The organism is Streptomyces sp. NPDC002306, assembly GCF_053593435.1.
Window position 1 is genome coordinate 395,934 of record NZ_JBSFCK010000005.1, and the last position, 23,968, is coordinate 419,901.

Sequence of the window (23,968 nt, forward strand, 5' to 3'; positions counted from 1 at the left end):
CCGCCCCGCCGGACCGGCCGTGGAGTCACCCGCCGACGCCCCCGATCGAGAGCCCGGGGCCGTCGTGCGACGCCAGGGATCGAGGGCCCGAGGCCGTCGTGCAGCGCCCCGGATCGAGAGCCCGGGGTCGTCGTGCAGCGCCTGGGATCGAGGGCCCGAGGCCGTCGTGCAGCGCCCCGGATCGAGGGCCCAGGGCCGCCGTGCGGCGGCCCCGGACGGTGCTACACCGTCGCCGGTTCGGTCTCCGCCGCGGCTTCCGCGGCCTCGGCCTCCGTCCGGTCGCGCAGCTCTCGCCGGACCAGGACCCACCAGCCCACCGGGACGCCCGCGGCGAACAGCCACCACTGGATCATGTAGGCGTAGTTCAGCGGGGCGTCTTCCTTGCCCGGGTCGGAGATCTGCTCCGGAGCGCCGTCCTTCGCCTCGGGCGCCGTCTGCTGGATGTAGCCGCCGAGCACCTGGGCGCCCAGCCGCTGTCCCTGCTCCGCACTGCTGATCAGCATGATCTGCCGGTCGGGCAGCCCCTTGATGTCCTTGATGCCGCTCGCCGAGGTCGTCTCGTCGGGCATCAGCCGCCCGGTGACGGTGGTCCGGCCGGCGGGCGGCGCCGGGATCTTCGGGAAGGCGGTCTGCGCTCCGTTCGCGGGGATCCAGCCGCGGTTGACCAGCAGCACCTTGCCGTCCGTCAGGACGAACGGGGTCAGTACGTGGAAGCCGACCGCGTCGTCGGAGTTGACGCGGCGCCGCACGACGACCTCACGCGAGGTGTCGAACGTGCCCGTCGCGGTGACGGAGCGGTACCGGTCGGTGCGGGTCACGGCACGCCCGGGGGAGGCCAGCCGCTCCACCGGGACCGGCTCGGCGTTCAGCGCGTCGGAGACCAGCTGGTTTCGGGCGCTGCGCGTCTCGTACCGGTGCATCTGCCAGATGCCCAGCTCGATCATCGTCGGGATGAGCGCGATCGCGACGAGGGTGACGATCACCCACTGCCGGGACAAGAGGAAGCGGTACACCCCACGACCGTACAACTCGGTCGTGGAGCGCACTCGGCCGGGTGCCGGGTCACACCCGGTCGACGATCCCCGCCCTCCCCTCCGCGCGGGCGCAGTGGGCGCCGCAGTACCAGTGGCCCTCGACCTCGACGCCCTGGCCGATGATCTGCACCCGGCAGTGCTCGCAGATGGGGGCCATACGGTGGATCGCGCAGGAGAAGCAGTCGAAGACGTGGACCGCGCCCTGCGCGTGCACCTCGAAGGTCATGCCGTAGTCATTGCCGCAAACTTCACAATTCGCCATGCGGCACAGGGTGAGCCGTCGCCGCCCGGCCGGGTGGGCGGACGCGGGCGAGTCGTGCGGCAATCACCCGTCCGTACGGGTCGGCCCGCGGCGGTTTCCCTCTCGCGGGCGGTCACCCTCCGGCGGGCTCCACATCGCGCAGCAGCTGACCGAACGCGGCCTCGTCGACGACCGGCGTGCCGTACTGCCGCGCCTTGACCGCCTTCGACGTGCCCGAGTCGGGGTCGTTGGTCACCAGCAGACTGGTCAGCCGGGACAGGCTGGTGGCGACATGGAGCCCGGCGTCCGTCGCGCGGTCCTCCAGCAGCTCGCGGTCGGTCGACGTGTCACCCGAGAAGGCGATCCGCATGCCCTGCTTGAGCGGTTTGCCGTCTTCGTACCGCCCCGGGTTGGGATAGGGGCATGCGGGCCTTTTGCGGGACGGGCGCCAACTGCCCTGCGCGTAGCCGCCGTACCCGCCGCCCGCCTGCCGGCCGATCCGGGGCGCGGGGCGGTCCTGCCACTCGGTCAGCGGCCGGCACTCGTGCAGCGGCAGCCGTACGCCGCCCGCGGCCGCGGCCCGCAGACTGGGCCGGAACGCCTCCGCCAGCACGCGCGCGTCGTCCAGTGCGTGGTGCGCCCGCTGCTGTACGACGCCGAAGTGGGCCGCCAGCGACTCCAGCTTGTGGTTGGGCAGCGGCAGGCCCAGCTCCTTGGAGAGCGCGATGGTGCACAGCCGATGGCGCACCGGCGCCTCGCGCTGCGCGCGCGCGTACTCACGGGCGATCATCTGCCAGTCGAAGACGGCGTTGTGCGCGACGAGCACCCGGTCCGCCAGGCGGGCCGCGAACTCCTCGGCGATGTCCGGGAAGAGCGGAGCCCCTTCGAGCACCTCGCTCGTCAGACCGTGGATCCACACCGGGCCCGGGTCCCGCTCCGGATTGACCAGCGTGTACCAGTGGTCCTCGACCTCGCCGCGCGCGTCCAGCCGGTACACGGCCGCGGAGATTATCCGGTCGTCCCGGGCCAGGCCCGTGGTCTCCACGTCGACGACCGCGTATCCCTGGGGATACGCGGCCGGCCACGATGTGGGGAACGACGCTGCGGTCGTGCGGTCTTCGAGCATGGTCACTGAGGATACGGGCCCGCACCGACAGCGCGGCGCACATGCCCCGGCGCCCACGCGCGGTACGGGGAGCGCCGGGCGTGAAGGAGGCGGCGCCCGGGGCGAGTTCCGCGGGGCGCACGCCACGCGCGCGGGGGAGCGTCGGTACGGCTCCGGTGGCGGCCCGGATGGGATCCTCGCCGGGTGACGGGACCGACGCACGACGAGGCCCACGGCGGCGCGCTGGGCGCGCGGCTCAACTGGCTGCGCGCCGCGGTCCTCGGGGCCAACGACGGCATCGTGTCCACCGCGGGGCTCGTCGTCGGCGTGGCCGGCGCGACACACGACCGCTCGGCGCTCCTGACGGCGGGTCTGGCCGGGCTGCTCGCCGGGTCGCTGTCGATGGCGGCGGGGGAGTACGTGTCGGTGTCGACGCAACGGGACTCCGAGAAGGCGGCGCTGGCCATGGAGAGCCGCGAGCTGAGGGACCGTCCGGAGGCCGAGCTCGCGGAACTGGCCGGGCTGCTCCAGGCGCGCGGGCTGTCCCGGGAGGTGGCCCGGGAGGCGGCCCGGCAGCTGTCGCGGCGGGACGCGCTGCGGGCCCACGCGCGCGTGGAACTCGGCATCGACCCCGACGAGCTCGCCGAGCCGTGGCACGCGGCGTGGGCGAGCTTCGCGGCGTTCACGGTGGGCGCGCTGCTGCCGCTGCTCGCCATCGTCCTGCCCCCGGTGGGCTGGCGGCTGCCGGTCACCGTGGGCTCCGTCCTGGCCGCCCTCGTCCTCACCGGCTGGAGCAGCGCCCGGCTGGGCGCCGCGCCGGCCGGGCGCGCGGTGCTGCGGAACGTGGCGGGCGGAGCGTTGGCCATGGGCGTCACGTACGCGGTCGGGACCCTGCTGGGTGCCGCCGGAGTGTGAGGCGGCGCGACCCCGGTCGAACCGGCGCGACAGGTGGAGGAGCAGCGGGAAGGCGACGAGAACCCGAGCGGGCGGGCTGTGCGGCGGGCGGCTGGGCGGCCCGGGCGGAAGATCGCCGACGAACCGGCGCGGCACCGACGGCGATACTTGTCGGTAACCACCTCTAGCCCCTGGACGACCAGCGGTTCTACGGTGCCTGCATGCCGAACCTGCCCGATGTCGTGCTGTGGTCCATACCCGCCTTCGTGCTGCTCTCCGTGGTCGAAATGATCAGCGTCCGCCTCCATCCCGACGAGGACACGGCCGGATACGAGACCAAGGACGCCGCGACCAGCGTCGGCATGGGGCTCGGGAGCCTCGTCTTCGACTTCGTCTGGAAGATCCCGATCGTCGCCCTCTACACGGCCGTCTACGCGCTGACACCGCTGCGCGTACCGCTTCTGTGGTGGACGATCCCGCTGATGCTGCTCGCGCAGGACTTCTTCTACTACTGGTCCCACCGCGGGCACCACGTCATCCGCATCCTGTGGGCGTGTCACGTCGTCCACCACTCCAGCAGGAAGTTCAACCTCACCACGGCCCTGCGCCAGCCCTGGACCTCGCTGACCGCCTGGCCGTTCTACGTCCCCCTCGTCGCCGCCGGTGTGCACCCGGCCGCGCTCGCGTTCTGCTCCTCCGTGAACCTCGTCTACCAGTTCTGGATCCACACCGAGCGGATCGACCGGATGCCCCGCTGGTTCGAGTCCGTCCTCAACACGCCCTCCCACCACCGGGTGCACCACGCGTCCCAGGGTGGTTACCTCGACCGCAACTTCGGCGGCATCCTGATCGTCTGGGACCGGCTGTTCGGGTCGTTCGCGGCGGAGACCGAGCGCCCGGTGTACGGGCTGACCAAGAACATCGGCACGTTCAACCCGCTGAAGGTCGCCACCCACGAGTACGTCGCCATCGCCAAGGACCTGAAAGCGGCGAGCAGTTGGCGCGAACGCGCCGGCCGGGTGTTCCGGGGGCCGGGCTGGCAGCCGGCGCCTCGCGCGGCCGTCGCGCCCGTCCAGGAGACCACCGCCGCGTGAGAGCGTCACGCGTCCTCCTCGCCGCCTTCGCCCTCGCCACCATCGCCGACCTGGGCTTCCTCCTGGCCGGTTCGGACACCGGGCACACGGTCGCCAAGCCGTTGCTGATGCCGCTCCTCGCCGGCCACGCGGCGCTGCGCGGCGCACCCCGGCTCCTCGTCGCCGCCCTGCTCTTCGGCTGGGGCGGCGACACCCTGCTCCTGTCCGACGCCGACCCCGCCTTCCTGGCCGGGATGGCCTGCTTCGCCGCCGGACACGTCTGCTACCTCGCCCTGTTCCGCGCGGCCGGCACCGCACGCGCGCGTGGCGGACTCCTGCTGCCCGGCTACGCCGTCGCGCTCCTGGCCACCCTCGCCCTGCTCTGGCCGGACCTGCCCGCGGACCTGCGCGTTCCCGTGGCCGTCTACAGCACCCTGCTCACGGCCATGGCGTACACGGCGGGCGCCCGGCTCGGCCTCGTCGCCGGACTCGGCGGCGCGCTGTTCATGGCCTCGGACACCCTCATCGCGACCGGCCTCGACGGCCGATCGGACCTGCCCGGGTCCGCCTTCTGGATCATGCTCACCTACGCCGCCGCACAGTTCCTGCTGGTCCGGGGCACCCTCGACGAGCGGCGGGCGCCGACCGCGGCGTACGGTGAAGTGCGCTCGACCACCCCCTGAGCGCACCCGCCCCGCACCGACCGCACGAGAAGGACCCTCGACATGCGCGCCACCACCATCCACGCCCCCTACGACATGCGCGTGGAGGACGTGCCCGAGCCCGTCGTGCAGTTGCCCACCGACGCCGTGGTCCGGGTGCTGCGCGCCTGTATCTGCGGCAGTGACCTGTGGGCCTACCGCGGCGAGGCGGCCCGGCAGCCGGGCCAGCGGATCGGGCACGAGTTCCTCGGCCTGGTCGAGGACACCGGCGGCGACGTCACCGGTGTCCGGCGCGGTGACCTCGTCGTCGCGCCGTTCATGTGGTCCGACGGCGTCTGCGACTACTGCCGGGAAGGCCTGACGACGTCCTGCGAGCACGGCGGCTTCTGGGGTGCCGTCGGACACGACGGCGGCCAGGGCGAGGCCGTGCGCGTCCCCTTCGCCGACGGCACGCTCGTGCGACTGCCCAAGGAGGCGGCCTCCGACGACCACCTGCTGACCGCCCTGCTGACCCTCTCGGACGTCCTCGGCACCGGCCACCACGCCGCCCTCGGCGCGGGCGTCCGCCCGGGTGCCACGGTCGCCGTCGTCGGCGACGGAGCCGTCGGCCTGTGCGCGGTCCTGGCCGCCAAGCGGCTCGGCGCCGAGCGCGTCATCGCCCTGGGCCGGCACGAGGTCCGCACCGACATCGCGCGCCGCTTCGGCGCCACCGACGTCGTCGCCGAGCGCGGGGAGGCGGCCGTCGAGGCCGTCCGCGCGCTCACCCGCGGCCAGGGCGCGCACTGCGTCGTCGAGGCGGTCGGCACGGAGCAGTCGATGTGGACCGCCGTGAGCGTCACCCGCGACGGAGGCGCCATCGGCTTCGTCGGTGTACCCCACGGCAGCGGCACCGGCCTCGACCTCGGCGTCATGTTCGACCGGAACATCGCCCTGCGCGGCGGCGTCGCACCGGTCCGCGCCTACATCCCCGACCTGCTGCCCGACGTCCTCGACGGCACGATCGACCCGTCGCCCGTCTTCGACATGACCGTCGGCATCGAGGGCGTCCCCGACGGCTACAAGGCCATGGACGAGCGCACCGCCCTCAAGGTGCTCGTCACCAACGACTGATCAGCCCCATCGGCTTCATCAGCCCCATCGGCTTCATCAGCCCCATCGGCTTCTTCAGCTCCGACGGCTCTCTCAGCGCCAACGACCGATCAGCTACGACGGATTCGTCAGCCGCAACGGCTGATCAGCTACGACGGCTCCCTCAGCCGCAACGACCGATCAGCCCCAACGGATCGGCAGCGGCAGCGCCGTCAGTACGCCCGACACCGCGACCGCCGCCCCCAGCGCCACCACCTCCGCCCGCGCGGGGGAGCAGGCGGCCAGCGGGTCGGCCGCGCGGCGCAGCCGGATCCGCGCGCACAGGGCCAGCACGACGACGACGGCCACCAGGAGCACCTTGGCGAGCAGGGCGCGCCCGTACGCCGTCGTCGTCAGCTGGTCCAGGACCGTGTCCGCGGGCATCCGGCGCAGCGCGCTCCACACCCCCGACGCGGTGATCGCGGCCAGCAGTACGGCCGCCACGCGCGCGTAGCGGCCCAACAGGGCCGTGCCCGCCGCGCCGTCGCGCCACCGCCCCAGCGTGCGCAGCACGCGCAGCAGACCGCCCGCCCACAGCGCCGCGCACAGCAGGTGCACGAGCGTGAGGGCGGCGCCGGTCGACGCCCCGTGCTCGGCCGGAGGATGCGCGCGCAGCGCCTCCGCGACGACCACGGCGGCCAGGGGCCACACCTGGGTGCCCGGCCGGCGCGACAGCGCGCACAGGCCCGCCACCGCGAAGGCGTCGACCTCCAGCAGCGCGAGCCTGCCCTCGTACGAGCGGTACAGGCCGCCGACGTCGACCTCGGCGAGGGAGCGCGGCACCAGGTTGCCGGTGGCGACGACGCAGGCGAGCCCCAGCGCCGCGAGGAATCCGGCGGCCGCCGCGTACGGGGCCCATCGGCGCGGCGCCTCGGCGGGAGCGCCGGGGACCCGGCCGGCCAGACGGTCGACGAAGAGTTCGCCCACCGGGACGCACAACGCCGCGAACAGCACGGTACGCAGCAGCGCGATGCCTCCGGCGCCCGGCGCGGCCGCCTCACCCGTGCCGTGCAGCGCGGCGGACGGCCCGAGCAGGGGCGTCAGCGCGCCGAGCGTCACCAGCACCAGGACGGCGACGGCCCGGCCCGCACCGGGACGCCGTCGCTCGGGGCCGTCCGTCCCGGGAGTCTCGGCGGCCGGTCGTATCAGGGTCACCCCAGGATGGTCGCCATCCGGCACAGAACAGGGCAACTGCGGGGAAAGAACTGGGAGAACGTCATTCCGCCCGTCGCCACGACCTGCAACATCCAGGAACCTTCAGGAACATCCGGGAACGTTCTGGAAGGTCCCGTCAGGTTCCGTCAGGTCCCGCCAGGTCCCGCCAGGTCTCAGACCCAGCGCGCCGCGTCGCCGCCCCACGGTCCCGGAGGCCGCGCCCAGTCGGCCGGCCCGCCCGCGAAGGACAGCGGCGAGCGCGCGTACCGCAGCCGCCCGAGCCCGCTGTCGGTCTCGGCCAGCCAGGGCTCCGGCCCGTCGTACCGCCCGTCGTACGGCTCGGTGCCCGGCACCCCGCGCGTGACCCCGTCCGTCAGCCAGGACGCCGTCCGCGCCAGCGCCGCCCGGACGAACCGGCTGCCGCCCTCGTACGACTGCTCGGTCAGCGCCCGCAGCACCGCGGCGGCCAGCAGATAGCCCGTGCCGTGGTCGAGGGCCTGCGCGGGCAGCGCGCCGGGCCGCTCCGACGACCCCTCGACGGCCGCGATGCCGGTGGCGGCCTGCACCAGACTGTCGAAGCCGCGCCGCCCGCCCCACGGCCCGCAGGCGCCCCACGCCGACAGTTGCGCCACCACCACCCCGGGCCTGCGCTCGGCCAGCGCCTCGGCACCTAGCCCGAACCGGTCCAGGGCGCCCGGCCGGTACCCGGTGACGACGACGTCCGCCGTCGCGAGCAGCTCCTCGAAGCGACGCCGGTCGGCCACCAGGTCCAGTGCCGCCGACCGCTTTCCGAAGCCCGTGTCCGCGTGCGCGTCGGGGAGTTCGGGCATCCCGGGGGGATCGAGGCGCAGCACGTCCGCGCCCAGCAGGGCGAGTGTGCGGGTCGCGACCGGTCCGGCGGTCACCCGGGTGAGGTCGAGGACCCGCAGCCCGGCGGCGGGCAGCAGCGGACGGACGCCGACCGGCGCGAGCACCCGCACGGGAGCGGAGTCCAGCCGCCCGCGCTCCACCAGCGGCCGCCCGGCGAGCGCGACGGCCTGCGGATGCGCCGCCCACCGCGACGCCGTGCGCAGGGCGACCGCGAGGCCGCCCGCGCCGTACACCGTCTCCTCCACCGCGAGGGCGGACCGCTCGGCGAGCACACCGGCCATGTCGTCCACCGTCGCGTCGTCCCCGAGTCCCAGCGCCTCCAGCAACCGCGCCCGGTGGTGCGGGTAGTTGGCGTGCGTGCGCACCCATCCGTCGGCGGTCCGCCAGAACCGTGACAGCGGTGCGAAGGCGACGGGAGCCCGCCCGTCGACCAGCAGGTGCCGTTCGCTGACGAACGCGGTGGCCACGGCCCCGTCGTCCACCCGCACCGCCGGCACCTCCGGCAGCCCGGCCCGCCGCGCGCCGAGCTCGGCGGCGGCCAGCGCGCACGTGCCCACGCACACCCGCGCCAACTCCCGTACGCCGAGCCGCGCCGCGAGCGCTCCCTGCCGTACGACGGTCGAACCGCGCGCGAGGAGGGCGGGGTCGCCGCCCAGCGCGGACCAGGCGAACGTGATCGCAGTCATGACCGCACTATGCGCCAGGTACGCCGTCAACACGAGGAAGGGCCGGGCGGATCACCCGCCCGGCCCGACCGCGCACGCTCTCGGCGCGTTCCCCAGGGGCTACTTCACCGCGCGCAGCGCGTTGACGACGCCGAAGCCGTAGAAGCCGTTGACGCGCTTGCCGCCCACGCAGGTCGCGTCCACGATCCCGTCGCCGTTGCCGTCGTATGGGGCGGTCGGGCAGCCCGGGTTGTCCGCCTGCGCCTTGAGCAGCGCCTGGAGCTGGGCCGGAGTCGCGCGGGGGTGGGTCGACTTCAGCAGCGCGGCCACTCCGGCGACGTGCGGGGAGGCCATCGAGGTCCCCTGGAGGTAGCCGTACTGGTTGTTCGGCAGCGTCGACAGGATGCGGCCGTTCTGCGACGGCGTGTCGGGGATCTGGTAGCGGTCGCCGCCCGGACCCGCGACGTCGACGACGCCCTTGCCGTAGCTGGAGTAGTACGACTTGGCACCCTTGACGCCGGTGGCGCTCACGGTGACGACACCCGACAACTGGGTCGGGATGTCGAAGCACTTGTGCGGGTCGACCGTCCGGGGCACCGGGGTCGAGTCGTCGGGGCTGGAGTCGTCGGCGAGGGCGTCCGAGTCGAGGTCGTCGTTGGAGTTGCCCGCCGAGGCGACGTTGAGGGTGCCCTTCTTCTGGGCGTACAGCTGCGCCCTGTTGACCGCGTCGACGATCGCTTTCTGGTCGGGGTCGTCCGTGCAGTTGTACAGCCACGGGTCCACGTAATAGCTGTTGTTGGTGATCTCCACGCCGTGATCGGCGGCGAAGACGAAGGCGCACACCACGCTCTCCGGGAAGAACAGGCTGTTCGCGTCCGGCTGGGCGACCGTGATCCCGGCGACCTTCACCCCGGGGGCGACCCCCGCGACGCCGATGCCGTTGCGGGCCGCGGCTATCTCACCCGCCACGTGGGTGCCGTGGTAGTGGTCGGCGTCGACCGGCCGCCAGGCGCCGTACGTCGTGTCCGGCTTGCCGCTCACGCAGTTCGCGGACTGCGCGGCGGAGAAGTTCGGGGCGATGTCGGGGTGGGTGTCGTCGACGCCGGTGTCGATGACGGCGACGGTCACCTTCCTGCTGCCCGGGTCGATCCTCGCGGCCTTGTCGGCGCCTATCGCGCGCAGGTCCCACTGGTCGGCCTCCAGCGGCTCCGCACCCGAAGTCCCGCCGCCCGCCGCGACCTTGGCGGCCTGGGCCGGGGACAGGTACTGGACCGCGCCCTCGTCCGTCGTGCCCGCCGCGGTGACCGCGGAGGTACGCGTGGCACCGGCCGACTGCACCCCGCGCACCGTGCGTATCCGGGCGGCGAAGCCCGGGTTCGCGGAGTGGGCGACGATCACGCCGATCCTGTCGTACGTCACCACGACGCTGCCGCCGGCCGCGACGACCGCCCGCTCGACCGACTTGATCGTGCGGTGGTCGAGTCTCGTGTTGACGACGTAGGCGTAGGTCCCCGCGTCGGCCGTCCGCGCCGCGGACTCCGCGCGCGGCGCGGCCGAGGCCGCGGCCGGCAGGAATCCGAGCGACGCGGTCAGGGACAGCACGACGGGCACGGCGAGGGCGAGTCGGCGCCTGGAAGGCAGATGAGCCATGGGGTCTCCACATCATCCGGAAACAAAACCGGCCCGAGACACAGGTTGTGCTCGGGCAGGTACATGACGGGTGGTGCAGGGCGAAGCTATCTTCCGAACTCCGTGGCCAGCAATGACTTATGGAGACGACTTCCGAAAGACGCGAACCGAGTTGAACCGCGCCTCATCGGGCGCCGTGACCTTGGACAGGGAACGGGAGGGTGACTGCCCGACCGCCCGCCTCGTTCACCGTCGTCACCGCATCCGCACCGCGAGGAGACTCCGTGGCCACCGACGCACCGCCCCCTTCGAAAGCCGAACATCGACTGCCCTCCACGGAGGAGTTCGTCGCGGTCCAGGAGAGCGCCGAGTTCGTTGAACTGCGCCGTTCCTACCGCTCCTTCGCCTTCCCGCTGACCGTCGGCTTCATCGCCTGGTACCTGCTGTTCGTCCTGCTGTCGAGCTACGCGGGCGACTTCATGGGCACCAAGCTGTTCGGCAACATCAACGTGGCTCTCGTCCTGGGTCTCGCCCAGTTCCTCACCACGTTCCTCATCGCCTGGTGGACCGCGCGGCACGCCGCCACGCAGCTCGACCCCAAGGCGGACGCCATCAAGTCCCGGATGGAGGGCGGCGCATGAGCCCCGCGATCACCCATGTGCAGTTCGCCGCGGGAGAGGCGAGCGAGCACCGCCCGCTGATCATCACGCTGTTCGCGGTGTTCGTCGCCGCGACCCTCGTCATCACCGTCTGGGCGGGCCGCCAGACCAAGGACGCCGCGGACTTCTACGCCGGCGGACGGCAGTTCACCGCCTTCCAGAACGGACTCGCCGTCTCCGGCGACTACATGTCCGCCGCGTCCTTCCTCGGCATCGCGGGTGCGATCGCCCTCTTCGGCTACGACGGCTTCCTCTACTCCATCGGCTTCCTGGTGGCCTGGCTGGTCGCCCTGCTCCTGGTCGCGGAGCCGCTGCGCAACTCCGGGCGCTACACGATGGGCGACGTGCTGGCGTACCGCATGCGCCAGCGCCCGGTCCGCACCGCGGCCGGCACCTCCACGATCGTCGTGTCGATCTTCTACCTGCTGGCGCAGATGGCCGGCGCCGGCGTCCTGGTGTCCCTGCTGCTCGGCATCACCAGCGACGGCGGCAAGATCGGCATCGTCGCCCTGGTCGGCGTCCTGATGATCGTGTACGTCACCATCGGCGGGATGAAGGGCACCACCTGGGTCCAGATGGTCAAGGCGGTCCTGCTCATCGCGGGCGCCCTGCTGCTGACCTTCCTGGTCCTGCTCAAGTTCGACTTCAACGTCTCGGACCTGCTCGGCTCGGCCGCCGACAACAGCGGCAAGGGCGCCGCCTTCCTGGAGCCCGGCCTGAAGTACGGCGCGACGGGCACCACCAAGCTGGACTTCATCTCGCTGGGCATCGCGCTGGTCCTCGGCACCGCGGGTCTGCCGCACATCCTGATCCGCTTCTACACGGTGCCCACCGCCAAGGCCGCCCGTAAGTCGGTGATCTGGGCGATCGGCCTGATCGGCGCCTTCTACCTGATGACGCTCGCCCTCGGCTTCGGTGCCGCCGCGCTCATCAAGTCGGACGAGATCGTCGCCTCCAACAAGGCGGGCAACACGGCCGCGCCGCTGCTGGCGCTCCATCTCGGCGGCGTCGACTCCAGCTGGGGCGCGATCCTGCTGGCCACCATCTCGGCGGTCGCCTTCGCCACGATCCTCGCGGTCGTCGCGGGCCTGACGCTGGCCTCGTCCTCGTCCTTCGCCCACGACATCTACGCCAACGTCATCAAGAAGGGCACCGCCACCGAGAAGCAGGAGATCGGCGCGGCCCGCTGGGCGACCGTCGGCATCGGCGCCGTCTCCATCGTGCTCGGCGCCCTCGCCCGCGACCTGAACGTGGCCGGCCTGGTCGCCCTGGCGTTCGCGGTCGCCGCCTCCGCCAACCTGCCGACCATCCTCTACAGCCTCTTCTGGAAGCGGTTCACCACCTCCGGCGCCCTGTGGTCGATCTACGGCGGTCTGGTCACGGCGGTCGGCCTGGTGCTGTTCTCGCCGGTCGTCTCCGGCAAGCCCACCTCGATGTTCCCGGACGTCGACTTCCACTGGTTCCCGCTGGAGAACCCGGGCATCATCTCGATCCCGGTCGGCTTCCTGCTGGGTGTCGTCGGCACCTACCTGTCCAAGGAGGGCCCCGACTCCGCCAAGTACGCCGAACTCGAGGTCCGGTCACTCACCGGGAGCGGAGCACACTGAGCGTCCTACTTCCGCGGCCGCGTCAGGGATCGTAGGGTCCTACGACGCGGCCGCGTCGTACCTCGTGTGATCGGCAACTGTCGCTGTCCGTCCCGTCACGTAGGCTCGCAGGTGACAGGAACGTCGGATCCGGTACGAGGGGAGGGGGCCCACGTGCTCATCGACACCTACGGCCGGGTGGCCACCGACCTGCGGGTCTCGCTGACCGACCGCTGCAATCTCCGCTGCACCTACTGCATGCCCGAGGAGGGCCTGCAGTGGCTGGGCAAGCCCGACCTGCTCACCGACGACGAGATCGTCCGTCTGATCGGCACGGCGGTCACCTCCCTCGGGATCGAGGAGGTCCGCTTCACCGGCGGCGAGCCCCTGCTGCGCCCCGGTCTGGTCGGCATCGTCGAGCGGGTGGCGGCCCTGACGCCCCGGCCCCGGATGTCCCTCACCACCAACGGCATCGGCCTGAGGCGCACGGCCGAGGCGCTGAAGGCCGCGGGCCTGGACCGGGTGAACGTCTCGCTGGACACCCTCCGCCCGGACGTCTTCAAGACGCTCACCCGCCGGGACCGTCACCGGGACGTCGTCGCGGGTCTCGAAGCCGCCCACGAGGCGGGCCTGACGCCGGTCAAGGTGAACGCGGTCCTGATGCCCGGCCTGAACGACGACGAGGCCCCGGACCTGCTGGCCTGGGCGGTCGAGCACGGCTACGAACTGCGCTTCATCGAGCAGATGCCGCTGGACGCCCAGCACGGCTGGAAGCGCGAGGGCATGGTCACCGCGGGTGACATCCTCGCCTCCCTGCGTACCCGTTTCGAGCTGACCGCCGAGGGATCCGAGGAGCGCGGTTCGGCCCCGGCCGAGCGCTGGATCGTCGACGGCGGACCGCACCGCGTCGGCGTCATCGCCTCCGTCACCCGCCCGTTCTGCGGAGCCTGCGACCGCACCCGCCTCACCGCCGACGGTCAGATCCGCACCTGTCTGTTCGCGAGCGAGGAGACCGACCTGCGCGCCGCGCTGCGCGGCGGTGCCACCGACGAGGAGATCGCCCGGATCTGGCGGCTGGCGATGTGGGGCAAGAAGGCCGGCTCGGGCCTGGACGACCCGTCGTTCCTCCAGCCGGACCGCCCGATGTCCTCGATCGGCGGGTGAGGCGGAGCGGCGGCCCGGCGTGGGGTCAGCCGCGCTCGGCCGCTTCCCACTCGGAGAGCTTCACCACGTCCTTGAGGAAACCCCGCACCCCGAGGAACTGCGAGAGATGCTCGCGGTGTTCGTCGCACGCGAGCCACGTCTTGCGCCGCTCCGGCGTATGGATCTTCGGGTTGTTCCACGCCAGCACCCATACCGCGTCGAGGCGGCAGCCCTTGGCGGAACAGACAGGTGTCTCGTCACTCACGGATTCATCTCACAGGTGCGCACAACAAGGCGACGCCGAGCAGCCACGGGGGGAGCTGCCCGGCGTCGGTCTGTCGCTCCGACGGGGGATGCGGAGCGCGTACGAAGTATGTCACGGGTAACCAGCCGCCGGGAGCCGGAACAACAGGATTGATCTGAGCATTTCTTGAGCTTGGCGCACAGCCGGTTCACGGCCGATACTCGGCCCGCTCACCCGCGGAGTCATCGCGAACGGACCCCGCGGCGGACTCCGTAGAGGGCTCCGTAGAGGACTCCGAGGCGGCCCTTCCAGCGGCCTCCTCGGCCCGCGCGGGTCCGATCATCGGAGGCGTCGGCGTCGTCACGAACGTCGTCGGGAGCGAGGGCGCGTTCTCCCGCCCGGCGTTGGCGACGACCACCGCGACATAGGGGAGAAGAGCACCCAGAACGAGGGCCACGATCGCGACGTGCCGTTCCACGCCCCACAGGGTGGCCGCGAGGATCACCGCCAGCGTACGGACCGCCATCGAGATGACGTACCGGCGCTGCCGGCCCCGCACGTCGTCCTCCAGACTCTGCCGGGCGCCGGTGATCCGGAACACCTGGACGTTGCCGCCACCGCGCTGCTTCCGCATCAGATCCCACCATCCGCCCGCGTCGGACTTCCCCCGGCCGGCACCCGGCCGGAACACCTGGCCCGCACGTGTTCCACGTTACGCCGCGGCTGCGCCGCCTTCGAGACCGGGGCACCTCCCGCCTGGGCGAACGCCCTGCGCCGTCGCACGTACGGCCGCACCCGACATGCGCCGTACCTGGGGCGGGCGGAAACTGTCCGTACTGCTCACGTCAAGCCGTACGAGGAGGCAGCCATGGGCTGGTTGTGGGCCATCATCGTGGGATTCGTGCTGGGCCTGATCGCCAAGGCGATCATCCCGGGCAAGCAGCACAGCCCGCTCTGGCTGACCACCATCTTCGGCATCCTGGGCGCCATCGCCGGCAACGCCATCGCCCGTGCCCTCGGCGTGGCCGAGACCCGGGGCATCGACTGGAGCCGGCACCTGTTCCAGCTGGTGGCCGCGATCATCATCGTCGCCCTCGGCGACATGGCGTACATGGCACTGCGGGGCAACAGGAGACAGCGCGCCTGAGACCGCGTACGACGAACAGGTGGCCTCCCGCGTGGGACGTCACCGCGTACGACGAAGGGGTGGCCTCCCACACGGGAAGCCACCCCTTCGCTCCGCCCGTACCGGCTCAGCCGGCCGCGACCTCGACCGCCGCCAGGTTCTTCTTGCCCCGGCGCAGCACCAGCCAGCGGCCGTGGATCAGGTCCTCCTGAGCGGGGACCGCGTCCTCGGCGGCGACCTTCACGTTGTTCACGTAGGCGCCGCCCTCCTTCACCGTGCGGCGGGCCGCCGACTTGCTGGCGACCAGGCCCACCTCGGCGAACAGGTCCACGACCGGCCGGAGCTCGGCGACCCGGATGTGCGGCACCTCGGACAGGGCCGCGGCCAGCGTCCGGTCGTCGAGGTCCGTCAGCTCGCCCTGGCCGAAGAGGGCCTTGGACGCGGCGACCACGGCGGCCGTCTGGCCGGCGCCGTGCACCATCGTCGTCAGCTCCTCGGCCAGCGCCCGCTGCGCGGCGCGCGCCTGCGGACGCTCCTCGGTCTGCTTCTCCAGCTCCTCGATCTCGTCATGGGACCGGAAGCTGAAGATGCGCAGGAACTTGGAGACGTCCCGGTCGTCCGCGTTCAGCCAGAACTGGTAGAAGGCGTACGGCGTGGTCATCTCGGGGTCGAGCCAGATGGTGCCGGACTCCGTCTTGCCGAACTTGGTGCCGTCGGCCTTGGTGATCAGCGGTGTGCCCAGCGCGTGCACCACGGCGTCCGGCTCGACCCGGTGGATCAGGTCCGTACCGGAGGTGAGGTTGCCCCACTGGTCGCTGCCGCCGGTCTGGAGCGTGCAGCCGTACCTCCGGTACAGCTCCAGGAAGTCCATGCCCTGGAGGATCTGGTAGCTGAACTCGGTGTAGCTGATGCCCGCGTCGGAGTTGAGCCGCCGGGCGACGGCCTCCTTCGCGATCATCTTGTTGACCCGGAAGTGCTTGCCCATGTCGCGCAGGAACTCGATGGCCGACATGCCCTGGGTCCAGTCCAGGTTGTTGACCATGACCGCCGCGTTCGGCCCCTCGAAGTCCAGCAGCGGGGCGATCTGGGCGCGCAGCCGCTCGACCCACTGGGCGACGACCTCGGGGGCGTTGAGCGTGCGCTCCGAGTTCGGCTTCGGGTCGCCGATCAGGCCTGTTGCACCGCCGACCAGACCCAGCGGACGGTTGCCCGCCCGCTGGATCCGGCGCATCGTCAGGATCTGCACGAGGTTGCCCAGGTGCAGGCTGGGCGCGGTCGGGTCGAAACCGCAATAGAACGTGACGGGACCGTCCGCGAACGCCTTGCGCAATGCGTCCTCGTCAGTGGAGAGGGCGACGAGGCCCCGCCACTTCAGTTCGTCGACGATGTCCGTCACGGTTCTCGTATCTCCTTGAATGATCTTCGGGCGGTCGAGCGACCACTGGCTACGAGGTTATACGCCCTGGCTGACAGAGCTCATATTGAAGTCCGGCACCCGCAGGGTGGGCATCGCGGCCCTAGTGAACCAGTCGCTCCACTCCCGCGGCAGCGTCTTTTCCGTGCGCCCGGCCTCGGTGGCCCGCCCCAGCAGACCGACCGGCGACTCGTTGAACCGGAAGTTGTTGACCTCGCCGGTCACCTCGCCGTTCTCGACGAGGTAGACGCCGTCCCGGGTCAGGCCGGTGAGCAGCAGGGTCGCCGGATCGACCTCGCGGATGTACCACAGGCAGGTCAGCAACAGCCCCCGCTCGGTGGCGGCGACCATCTCCGCCAGGGAGCGGTCCTCGCCCCCGTCCAGGATCAGGTTGTCGATTCCGGGGGCCACCGGCAGCCCGGTCAGACCGGCGCTGTGGCGGGTGGTGGTGAGGTGCTTGAGCTCGCCCGCCCCGACCCACTCGGTGGCCCGGATCGGCAGCCCGTTGTCGAACACCGACCGGTCGCCGCCCGAGGAGTGGGCGATCACGAAGGGGGCGGACTCCAGGCCCGGCTCGTCCGGGTCGCTGCGCAGGGTCAGCGGCAGCTCGGTCAGCCGCTCCCCGAGGCGGGTGCCGCCGCCCGGCTCGGAGAACACCGTCCGGCCCTCGGTCGCGTCCCGGCCCGACGCCGACCACATCTGGTAGATCAGCAGGTCGGCGACGGCGGTCGGCGGCAGCAGCGTCTCGTAGCGGCCCGCGGGCAGCTCCACCCGGCGCTGCGCCCAGCCCAGCCGGACGGCCAGCTCCGCGTCCAGCGCCGCCGGGTCGACGTCCTTGAAGTCCCGCGTCGAGCGCCCGGCCCAGGCCGAGCGCGTACGGTCCGGCGACTTGGCGTTGAGCTCCAGCGTCCCGTTGGGCTGGTCGTGCCGCAGCCGCAGCCCCGTCGACGTGCCGAGGTACGTCGACACCAGCTCGTGGTTGGCGAAGCCGTACAGCTCGCGGCCGCCCGCACGCGCGCGTGCGAACGACTCCCCGAGCGCCGGCGCGAAGTCGGCGAACACCGCGGAGGAGGTCTCCACGGGCGCCTCCGTGAAGTCCGCCGACGGAGCCACGCCCGTGACCAGCGGCTGCGCGTCCTCGGCCGAGGCGGCGCCCCGCGCGGCGGCCTCCGCGGCCCGCACCAGCGGCTCCAGCTCCGCCGCGGTCACGGCGGACCGCGACACGACTCCGGAGGCGGTGCCCTCCTTGCCATCCACGGTCGCGATCACGGTCAGCGTGCGCCCGCGCGTGACACCGTTCGTGGTGAGCGCGTTGCCCGCCCAGCGCAGGTTGGCGGTGGAGTGCTCGTCGGCGATGACGACACACCCGTCCGCCCGGGACAGCGCGAGGGCCCGCTCGACCACCTCGTGCGGCTTGCCCGGCTTGTCGGTACGCGCGCTCATCGACCGGCCTCCTGCGTCGTGTTGAGGATGTTGACGCCCTGGAAGAGGGCGGAGGGGCAGCCGTGGGAGACGGCCGCGACCTGACCGGGCTGGGCCTTGCCGCAGTTGAAGGCACCGCCGAGGACATAGGTCTGCGGGCCGCCGACGGCCGCCATGGACCCCCAGAAGTCGGTGGTCGTGGCCTGGTAGGCGACGTCCCGCAGCTGACCGGTGATCCGCCCGTTCTCGATCCTGAAGAACCGCTGCCCGGTGAACTGGAAGTTGTAGCGCTGCATGTCGATGGACCAGGACCGGTCGCCGACGACGTAGATGCCCCGGTCGACACCCCCGATGAGGTCCTCCGTCGACATCCCCGCCGGATCGGGCCGGAGCGAGACGTTGGCCATGCGCTGCACGGGCACGTGCCCGGGGGAGTCGGCGAACGCGCACCCGTTGGAGCGCTCGAACCCGGTCAGCCGCGCGATGCGCCGGTCCAGCTGGTAACCGACCAGTGTGCCGTCCTTCACCAGGTCCCAGGACTGCGCCTGCACGCCCTCGTCGTCGTACCCGACGGTCGCCAGTCCGTGTTCGGCGGTGCGGTCGCCGGTGACGTTCATCTGCCGCGAGCCGTAGCGCAGTGTGCCGAGCTGGTCGAAGGTCGCGAACGACGTACCGGCGTAGGCGGCCTCGTAACCGAGCGCGCGGTCCAGCTCGGTCGCGTGCCCGATGGACTCGTGGATGGTCAGCCACAGGTTGGACGGGTCGACCACCAGGTCGTACAGCCCCGGCTCGACGCTCGGCGCCCGCATCTTCTCGGCGAGCAGCTCCGGCATCCGCGCCAGCTCGCCCTCCCAGTCCCAGCCGGTGCCGGTGAGGTACTCCCAGCCGCGCCCGGCCGGCGGCGCGATCGTCCGCATCGAGTCGAACTCACCGCTCGACTCGTCCACCGACACCGCGGTCAGCTGCGGATGCAGCCGCACCCGCTGCTGCGTGGTGACGGTCCCGGCGGTGTCGGCGTAGAACTTGTTCTCGTGCACCGTGAGCAGCGAGGCATCGACGTGGTTGACGCCGGGGGCGGCCAGCAGCCGCGTGCTCCACTGCGCCAGCAGCCCGGCCTTCTCCTCGTCGGGCACGGTGAACGGATCGATCTCGTACGACGAGACCCACGTCCTGTCCGCGTGCACGGGCTCGTGGACGAGCTCCACCCGCTCCTGCGAACCGGCCGCCTCGATCACCCGGGCGGAGAGCTTGGCCATCGCCACCGCCTGGGAGGCGACCTTGGCGGCGGCGTCCATCGTCAGGTCCACCCCCGACGCGAACCCCCAGGTACCGCCGTGCACCACGCGCACCGCGTACCCGAGGTCGGTGGTGTCCGACGACCCGGACGGCTTGGCGTCCCGCAGCCGCCAGGAGGCGCTGCGCACCCGCTCGAACCGGAAGTCCGCGTGCTCCGCGCCGAGCGCACGCGCGCGTGCCAGCGCGGCGTCGGCGAGGGCGCGCAGTGGCAGTGCGAGGAATGACTCGTCGATCTCGTGGGGCACGATGGCCCTCCTCCTCTTCGACCCCGATGCGACAGGCACTCCGGCCACGCTGGGCAGGGGTACCGAGGTGCAATGATGCTTCACCGCGACGCGCGGCCCCAGCCGTTTCGCGGTGTCGGCCTGTAGGGATCCCACAGGACCGGCCGTCTCCCACTGTCGGTGCCCGAATGTCCTCCGACGTGGCCGGACCGATAGGTTTTCGGGGAAGCCGCCTGCCATCCAGAAGATCGGGCGGGTGTGTCAGACCCCTACGGAAAGGGTGATCCGTTGAGCCGCTCGGTTCTCGTCACCGGAGGCAACCGGGGCATCGGCCTCGCCATCGCCCGCGCGTTCGCCGACGCCGGCGACAAGGTCGCCATCACGTACCGCTCGGGTGAGCCGCCGGCCGGCTTCCTGGCCGTCAAGTGCGACATCACCGACACCGAGCAGGTGGAGCAGGCCTACAAGGAGATCGAGGCGGAGCACGGAACCGTCGAGGTCCTGGTCGCCAACGCAGGCGTCACCAAGGACCAGCTCCTGATGCGCATGTCCGAGGAGGACTTCACCTCGGTCGTCGACACCAACCTCACCGGTGCCTTCCGCGTCGTCAAGCGGGCCAACCGCGGCATGCTGCGCGCCAAGAAGGGCCGCGTCGTCCTCGTCTCCTCGGTCGTCGGGCTGCTGGGCTCCGCGGGGCAGGCGAACTACGCCGCCTCCAAGGCCGGCCTGATCGGCTTCGCGCGCTCCCTGGCTCGTGAGCTGGGCTCGCGCAACATCACCTTCAACGTCGTCGCGCCCGGCTTCGTCGACACCGACATGACCCAGGCGCTCAACGACGAGCAGCGTGCGGGCATCGTGTCGCAGGTGCCGCTGGGCCGGTACGCGCAGCCGGAGGAGATCGCCGCGACGGTGCGGTTCCTCGCCTCGGACGACGCCTCGTACATCACTGGAGCCGTCATCCCTGTTGACGGCGGACTGGGAATGGGTCACTGATCACCATGAGTGGAATCCTCGAGGGCAAGCGCGTCCTGATCACCGGTGTGCTGATGGAGTCCTCCATCGCCTTCCACACCGCCAAGCTGGCGCAGGAGCAGGGCGCCGAGATCATCCTGACCGCGTTCCCGCGGCCGACGCTGACCGAGCGCATCGCCAAGAAGCTGCCGAAGCCCACCAAGGTCATCGAGCTCGACGTCACGAACGAGGAGCACCTCGGCCGGCTGGCGGACATCGTCGGCGAGGAGCTCGGCGGCCTGGACGGCGTCGTGCACTCCATCGGCTTCGCCCCGCAGGACGCGCTCGGCGGCAACTTCCTGAACACGCCGTTCGAGTCGGTCGCCACCGCCATGCACGTCTCGGCGTTCTCCCTGAAGTCGCTGACCATGGCCTGCCTGCCGCTGATGCAGAACGGCGGCTCGGTCGTCGGTCTCACCTTCGACGCCTCGTTCGCCTGGCCGCAGTACGACTGGATGGGCCCGGCCAAGGCCGCCCTGGAGGCCACCAGCCGCTACCTCGCCCGTGACCTGGGCAAGCAGAACATCCGCTGCAACCTCGTCTCGGCGGGCCCGCTCGCCTCCATGGCCGCCAAGTCCATCCCGGGCTTCGGCGAGCTGGCCGCGGTGTGGGACAACCGCTCGCCGCTGGAGTGGGACCTCAAGGACCCGGAGCCGGCCGGCAAGGGCGTCGTCGCGCTGCTGAGCGACTGGTTCCCGAAGACCACGGGCGAGATCGTCCACGTGGACGGCGGTCTGCACGCCATCGGTGCGTGATCTTCCGTACGCCGTCCCGTACGGCGTGGGCGCCCCGTTCCCCGCAGCGCGCGGAGAGCGGGGCGTCACCCGTTCGGCCTATCCGGCCGGGCGGGGGAGGGCCGTGACTGCGCACGCTGGAAGAGCGCGTACCCACGCGAGATCCTCCCCAGCACGGCCGAGGAGGTCCCCCTTGTGCGCCTGTCCCGGAGCCTGGCCTCAGTGACCGTGGCCGTCGCTCTCGTGCTGTCCCTGCCGTACGAGGCGATGCCGCACACGCGCGTGAAGACGGGGGAACCGGCCCCGGCGCAGCAGTTCGGAGCCGACTGCCGGACGACCGTCAGCGGCTCGCATGTCGTCGCCTACTGCCACAACCCCTATGCCGACGCCGACCGGGTCACTCTGCACGTCGAGTGCGACCGTTGGTGGGACCTGGACACCGACGGCGCCCCTGTCGACACCGGCCCCGCGGTGACCGTACGGCTGACCGGCCGGTGCTGGAAGGAAGTGCGCTCGGTCTGGATCAGCCACCAGAAGGTCTGAACAGGCCCGGACGGCACAGGAACGGATAGCCGGCCGCCTCCGCGCCCGCCGCCTCCGCGTCGCCCGTGCGGATCGCGTCGACCAGCCGGGTGTGGTCCATGGGCGTCTCCCGCGCCAGATCCTCGCCGACGTCGTCGCGCAGCCAGTCCCGCAGCACTTCGCCCAGGTCCGCGTACATCGAGATCATGACGTCGTTGTGCGAGGCGGAGACCACCGCCAGATGGAAGGTCGCGTCGGCCGTCACGAACGTCTCCGCGTCACCCGAGGCCCAGGCCTCGTGGCGGCGCAGCAGCAGCGTGTCGAGTTGCTTGAGGTCCTTCTCGGTGCGCCGCTCGGCCGCCAGCCGCGCCGCCGCCGACTCCAGCGCGGAACGCAGTTCTGCGATGTGCCGGGGGTCGGCGCCGGAGAAGCGGCGGTGCATCACGCCCGCCAGCTCACTGGTCGCCACGACGTACGTGCCGGACCCCTGGCGGATGTCGAGCAGACCGTTGTGCGCCAGCGCCCTGACGGCCTCGCGGACCGTGTTGCGGGCGACCCCCAGCTGTTCCACGAGCTCGGGCTCGGTCGGGATGCGGGAGCCGACCGGCCATTCGCCCGAGGTGATCTGGTTGCGCAGCTCGGCGATGACCTGCTCGGACAGCGCCGAGCGGCGGGGATGGCTCAGGGGCATGGCACACCTTCGCACGCGGCGGGCGGGAGTGAGGCGCCCGGGGATGGACAACCAATCATCCCATGATTCTATGATGGACCTCATGGCGAGCGAGGAAACCCGGACGACGACATCCGCGAAATCACCCACCAGGATGACCACGACCACGACCACGACGGCACGAGCGACGACGGCGCCGGCGGCGACACGTGAGGCGTCCGCGGCGGCGGCCCCGGCCGGGGCCGTGCCCGGCGCCCCGCGCGCGTGGGCGACGCGCCTGGTCGTCGTCGCCATCGTGCTGTCCGCGCTCAACCTCCGGCCCGCCATCACCAGCCTCGGCGCCCTCCTCGAAGAGGTCCGTGACGGGCTCGGCATGAGCGGCACCCTGGCCGGCGTGCTGACCTCGGTGCCGCCGCTCTGTTTCGCCGTCTTCGGCGTCATGGCCCCCCGGCTCGCCCGCCGCTTCGGGCCGGGCGCGGTGGTCTGCGCGGGCATGGCCGCCATCGCCGCGGGCCTGCTCATACGGCCGTACGCGGGGAGCACGGCCGGCTTCGTCGCGGCCAGCGCGCTCGCGCTCATGGGTATCGCGGTCAGCAACGTCCTGATGCCGGTCATCGTCAAGCGCTGGTTCCCCGACCGGGTCGGCTCCATGACCGGCCTGTACTCCATGGCCCTCGCCCTGGGCACCTCCGCCGCGGCCGCGGTGACCGTGCCCATGACCAAGTCGCTGGGCGGCAGTTGGCAGACCGGGCTCGCGGTCTGGGCGGGCCTGGCCGCGGTGGCCGTACTGCCGTGGATCCCACTGGTGCGGGGCCGGGGAGCGGCGGCCCCGCAGGAGCCCGCGCGCGGGGAGCGGCACCGGCCCGCGCTGCGGATCACCCGCAGCCGTACCGCCTGGGCGCTGGCCGTGTTCTTCGGACTCCAGGCCACCGCCGCCTACATCACCATGGGCTGGATGGCGCAGATCTTCCGCGACGCCGGAGTGCCCGCGGGCACCGCCGGGCTGCTGCTGGCCGTCACCATGGTGATGGGCGTGCCGCTCGCCTTCGTCATCCCGCGCCTGGCCACCCGGCTGCCCCGGCAGGGCCCGATCGTGCTCGCCCTCGGCGTCTGCGGCCTCGCCGGATACGCGGGTCTGTACGTCGCGCCGGCCGGCGGCGCCTGGGCCTGGGCCGTCCTGCTCGGTGTCTCCAACTGCGCCTTCCCGCTGGCCCTGACGATGGTCGGGATGCGGGCCAGGACCGGCGCGGGCGTGGCCCAGCTGTCGGCGTTCGCGCAGAGCACCGGCTATCTGATCTCGATCCCCGGCCCGCTGCTGGTGGGCGTGCTCTACCAGCACAGCGGCGGCTGGGGGCTGCCGATCGCCCTCATGGCCGCCCTGATGGTGCCGCAGATGGTCGTGGGCGTGCTGGCCGGGCGCGACCGCACGGTCGAGGACGAGGCGGCTCGCTGACCGCACCC

Annotated in this window: 24 protein-coding genes; 12 read left to right on the top strand and 12 right to left on the bottom strand. The window is 72.1% G+C overall.

The window, feature by feature from the left end; all coding sequences use genetic code 11:
• Positions 1-221: 221 nt before the first annotated feature.
• The 3 genes from ACWCQK_RS13805 to ACWCQK_RS13815 form a co-directional block, all read right to left on the bottom strand.
• Positions 222-1,013 (bottom strand): SURF1 family cytochrome oxidase biogenesis protein, encoded by a 792-nt coding sequence (locus ACWCQK_RS13805; RefSeq protein WP_451155302.1) that lies wholly within the window; start codon positions 1,011-1,013, stop codon positions 222-224.
• A 49-nt stretch (positions 1,014-1,062) separates the two neighbouring features.
• The gene (locus ACWCQK_RS13810; RefSeq protein ID WP_385782605.1) at positions 1,063-1,296 is read right to left on the bottom strand and encodes a hypothetical protein; all 234 of its coding nucleotides are present in this window, start codon (positions 1,294-1,296) and stop codon (positions 1,063-1,065) included.
• A gap of 112 nt (positions 1,297-1,408) precedes the next feature.
• Complete coding sequence (locus tag ACWCQK_RS13815) at positions 1,409-2,401, bottom strand: DEDDh family exonuclease (RefSeq protein ID WP_451155304.1); 993 nt, start codon at positions 2,399-2,401, stop codon at positions 1,409-1,411.
• Between the two features lie 183 nt (positions 2,402-2,584).
• Between ACWCQK_RS13815 and ACWCQK_RS13820 the strand changes: the two genes are divergently transcribed.
• From ACWCQK_RS13820 to ACWCQK_RS13835, 4 genes are all read left to right on the top strand, one after another.
• Positions 2,585-3,295 (top strand): VIT1/CCC1 transporter family protein, encoded by a 711-nt coding sequence (locus tag ACWCQK_RS13820; RefSeq protein ID WP_451155306.1) that lies wholly within the window; start codon positions 2,585-2,587, stop codon positions 3,293-3,295.
• Positions 3,296-3,495: 200 nt separating this feature from the next.
• A complete protein-coding gene (locus tag ACWCQK_RS13825) occupies positions 3,496-4,368 on the top strand; it encodes a sterol desaturase family protein (protein ID WP_451155307.1) in 873 nt (290 codons plus the stop codon).
• On the top strand, positions 4,365-5,030 hold the full coding sequence (locus ACWCQK_RS13830; protein WP_451155308.1) for a lysoplasmalogenase: 666 nt from the start codon (positions 4,365-4,367) through the stop codon (positions 5,028-5,030). The genes ACWCQK_RS13825 and ACWCQK_RS13830 overlap by 4 nt, the downstream gene beginning before the upstream one ends.
• A gap of 42 nt (positions 5,031-5,072) precedes the next feature.
• Complete coding sequence (locus ACWCQK_RS13835; RefSeq protein ID WP_451155309.1) at positions 5,073-6,119, top strand: zinc-dependent alcohol dehydrogenase family protein; 1,047 nt, start codon at positions 5,073-5,075, stop codon at positions 6,117-6,119.
• Positions 6,120-6,278: 159 nt separating this feature from the next.
• Here the strand turns inward: ACWCQK_RS13835 and ACWCQK_RS13840 are convergent, their stop codons facing one another.
• From ACWCQK_RS13840 to ACWCQK_RS13850, 3 genes are all read right to left on the bottom strand, one after another.
• On the bottom strand, positions 6,279-7,292 hold the full coding sequence (locus ACWCQK_RS13840; protein WP_451155310.1) for a CopD family protein: 1,014 nt from the start codon (positions 7,290-7,292) through the stop codon (positions 6,279-6,281).
• Between the two features lie 173 nt (positions 7,293-7,465).
• Positions 7,466-8,848 (bottom strand): CoA transferase, encoded by a 1,383-nt coding sequence (locus ACWCQK_RS13845; RefSeq protein ID WP_451155311.1) that lies wholly within the window; start codon positions 8,846-8,848, stop codon positions 7,466-7,468.
• A gap of 99 nt (positions 8,849-8,947) precedes the next feature.
• A complete protein-coding gene (locus ACWCQK_RS13850; RefSeq protein WP_451155312.1) occupies positions 8,948-10,477 on the bottom strand; it encodes a S8 family peptidase in 1,530 nt (509 codons plus the stop codon).
• A gap of 263 nt (positions 10,478-10,740) precedes the next feature.
• On the opposite strand from ACWCQK_RS13850, the gene ACWCQK_RS13855 reads away from it, so the two are divergent.
• From ACWCQK_RS13855 to moaA, 3 genes are all read left to right on the top strand, one after another.
• The gene (locus ACWCQK_RS13855; RefSeq protein WP_451155313.1) at positions 10,741-11,097 is read left to right on the top strand and encodes a DUF485 domain-containing protein; all 357 of its coding nucleotides are present in this window, start codon (positions 10,741-10,743) and stop codon (positions 11,095-11,097) included.
• Positions 11,094-12,722: a solute symporter family protein gene (locus ACWCQK_RS13860; protein WP_451155314.1), complete on the top strand. Its 1,629-nt coding sequence runs from the start codon at positions 11,094-11,096 to the stop codon at positions 12,720-12,722. The genes ACWCQK_RS13855 and ACWCQK_RS13860 overlap by 4 nt, the downstream gene beginning before the upstream one ends.
• Positions 12,723-12,875: 153 nt before the next feature.
• Complete coding sequence (gene moaA / locus ACWCQK_RS13865) at positions 12,876-13,865, top strand: GTP 3',8-cyclase MoaA (RefSeq protein ID WP_451155315.1); 990 nt, start codon at positions 12,876-12,878, stop codon at positions 13,863-13,865.
• A gap of 25 nt (positions 13,866-13,890) precedes the next feature.
• Here the strand turns inward: moaA and ACWCQK_RS13870 are convergent, their stop codons facing one another.
• Positions 13,891-14,109, bottom strand: a complete 219-nt coding sequence (locus ACWCQK_RS13870) for a hypothetical protein (protein WP_451155316.1) — start codon at positions 14,107-14,109, stop codon at positions 13,891-13,893.
• Positions 14,110-14,296: 187 nt separating this feature from the next.
• The gene (locus ACWCQK_RS13875) at positions 14,297-14,722 is read right to left on the bottom strand and encodes a DUF3099 domain-containing protein (RefSeq protein ID WP_451155317.1); all 426 of its coding nucleotides are present in this window, start codon (positions 14,720-14,722) and stop codon (positions 14,297-14,299) included.
• Between the two features lie 234 nt (positions 14,723-14,956).
• Between ACWCQK_RS13875 and ACWCQK_RS13880 the strand changes: the two genes are divergently transcribed.
• The gene (locus ACWCQK_RS13880; RefSeq protein WP_451155318.1) at positions 14,957-15,235 is read left to right on the top strand and encodes a GlsB/YeaQ/YmgE family stress response membrane protein; all 279 of its coding nucleotides are present in this window, start codon (positions 14,957-14,959) and stop codon (positions 15,233-15,235) included.
• 106 nt (positions 15,236-15,341) lie between these two features.
• On the opposite strand, the gene tyrS is transcribed toward ACWCQK_RS13880, so the two are convergent.
• The 3 genes from tyrS to ACWCQK_RS13895 are packed head-to-tail and all read right to left on the bottom strand — an operon-like array spanning position 15,342 to position 19,591.
• Positions 15,342-16,610: a tyrosine--tRNA ligase gene (tyrS, locus tag ACWCQK_RS13885; protein ID WP_451155319.1), complete on the bottom strand. Its 1,269-nt coding sequence runs from the start codon at positions 16,608-16,610 to the stop codon at positions 15,342-15,344.
• Between the two features lie 57 nt (positions 16,611-16,667).
• Positions 16,668-18,071: a metallopeptidase TldD-related protein gene (locus ACWCQK_RS13890; protein ID WP_451155320.1), complete on the bottom strand. Its 1,404-nt coding sequence runs from the start codon at positions 18,069-18,071 to the stop codon at positions 16,668-16,670.
• On the bottom strand, positions 18,068-19,591 hold the full coding sequence (locus ACWCQK_RS13895; RefSeq protein ID WP_451155321.1) for a TldD/PmbA family protein: 1,524 nt from the start codon (positions 19,589-19,591) through the stop codon (positions 18,068-18,070). Before ACWCQK_RS13895 ends, ACWCQK_RS13890 begins: the two co-directional genes overlap by 4 nt.
• 267 nt (positions 19,592-19,858) lie before the next feature.
• Here ACWCQK_RS13895 and fabG point away from each other — a divergent pair, with 267 nt between their 5' ends.
• The 3 genes from fabG to ACWCQK_RS13910 all read left to right on the top strand — a co-directional run bounded on the left by fabG (position 19,859) and on the right by ACWCQK_RS13910 (position 21,858).
• Positions 19,859-20,563 (top strand): 3-oxoacyl-[acyl-carrier-protein] reductase, encoded by a 705-nt coding sequence (gene fabG / locus ACWCQK_RS13900; RefSeq protein ID WP_451155322.1) that lies wholly within the window; start codon positions 19,859-19,861, stop codon positions 20,561-20,563.
• Between the two features lie 5 nt (positions 20,564-20,568).
• Positions 20,569-21,336: an enoyl-ACP reductase FabI gene (gene fabI / locus ACWCQK_RS13905; protein ID WP_451155323.1), complete on the top strand. Its 768-nt coding sequence runs from the start codon at positions 20,569-20,571 to the stop codon at positions 21,334-21,336.
• A 174-nt stretch (positions 21,337-21,510) separates the two neighbouring features.
• Entirely contained in the window at positions 21,511-21,858 is a 348-nt protein-coding gene (locus tag ACWCQK_RS13910) for a hypothetical protein (protein ID WP_451155324.1), read from the top strand.
• Here ACWCQK_RS13910 and ACWCQK_RS13915 read toward each other — a convergent pair.
• Entirely contained in the window at positions 21,839-22,528 is a 690-nt protein-coding gene (locus ACWCQK_RS13915) for a FadR/GntR family transcriptional regulator (RefSeq protein ID WP_451155325.1), read from the bottom strand. The genes ACWCQK_RS13910 and ACWCQK_RS13915 overlap by 20 nt on opposite strands.
• Positions 22,529-22,598: 70 nt before the next feature.
• Between ACWCQK_RS13915 and ACWCQK_RS13920 the strand changes: the two genes are divergently transcribed.
• Entirely contained in the window at positions 22,599-23,960 is a 1,362-nt protein-coding gene (locus ACWCQK_RS13920; RefSeq protein ID WP_451155326.1) for a CynX/NimT family MFS transporter, read from the top strand.
• The last annotated feature ends 8 nt before the right edge of the window (positions 23,961-23,968 follow it).

What these genes read in the sequence shown, in the direction of transcription:
- ACWCQK_RS13810 (WP_385782605.1), bottom strand. Translation starts at nt 1,296, where the DNA reads ATGGCGAATTGTGAAGTTTGCGGCAATGACTACGGCATGACCTTCGAG.
- ACWCQK_RS13815 (WP_451155304.1), bottom strand. Translation starts at nt 2,401, where the DNA reads ATGCTCGAAGACCGCACGACCGCAGCGTCGTTCCCCACATCGTGGCCG.
- ACWCQK_RS13825 (WP_451155307.1), top strand. Translation starts at nt 3,496, where the DNA reads ATGCCGAACCTGCCCGATGTCGTGCTGTGGTCCATACCCGCCTTCGTG.
- ACWCQK_RS13835 (WP_451155309.1), top strand. Translation starts at nt 5,073, where the DNA reads ATGCGCGCCACCACCATCCACGCCCCCTACGACATGCGCGTGGAGGAC.
- ACWCQK_RS13845 (WP_451155311.1), bottom strand. Translation starts at nt 8,848, where the DNA reads ATGACTGCGATCACGTTCGCCTGGTCCGCGCTGGGCGGCGACCCCGCC.
- ACWCQK_RS13850 (WP_451155312.1), bottom strand. Translation starts at nt 10,477, where the DNA reads ATGGCTCATCTGCCTTCCAGGCGCCGACTCGCCCTCGCCGTGCCCGTC.
- ACWCQK_RS13860 (WP_451155314.1), top strand. Translation starts at nt 11,094, where the DNA reads ATGAGCCCCGCGATCACCCATGTGCAGTTCGCCGCGGGAGAGGCGAGC.
- ACWCQK_RS13875 (WP_451155317.1), bottom strand. Translation starts at nt 14,722, where the DNA reads ATGCGGAAGCAGCGCGGTGGCGGCAACGTCCAGGTGTTCCGGATCACC.
- ACWCQK_RS13880 (WP_451155318.1), top strand. Translation starts at nt 14,957, where the DNA reads ATGGGCTGGTTGTGGGCCATCATCGTGGGATTCGTGCTGGGCCTGATC.
- ACWCQK_RS13890 (WP_451155320.1), bottom strand. Translation starts at nt 18,071, where the DNA reads ATGAGCGCGCGTACCGACAAGCCGGGCAAGCCGCACGAGGTGGTCGAG.
- fabI (WP_451155323.1), top strand. Translation starts at nt 20,569, where the DNA reads ATGAGTGGAATCCTCGAGGGCAAGCGCGTCCTGATCACCGGTGTGCTG.
- ACWCQK_RS13915 (WP_451155325.1), bottom strand. Translation starts at nt 22,528, where the DNA reads ATGCCCCTGAGCCATCCCCGCCGCTCGGCGCTGTCCGAGCAGGTCATC.
- ACWCQK_RS13920 (WP_451155326.1), top strand. Translation starts at nt 22,599, where the DNA reads ATGATGGACCTCATGGCGAGCGAGGAAACCCGGACGACGACATCCGCG.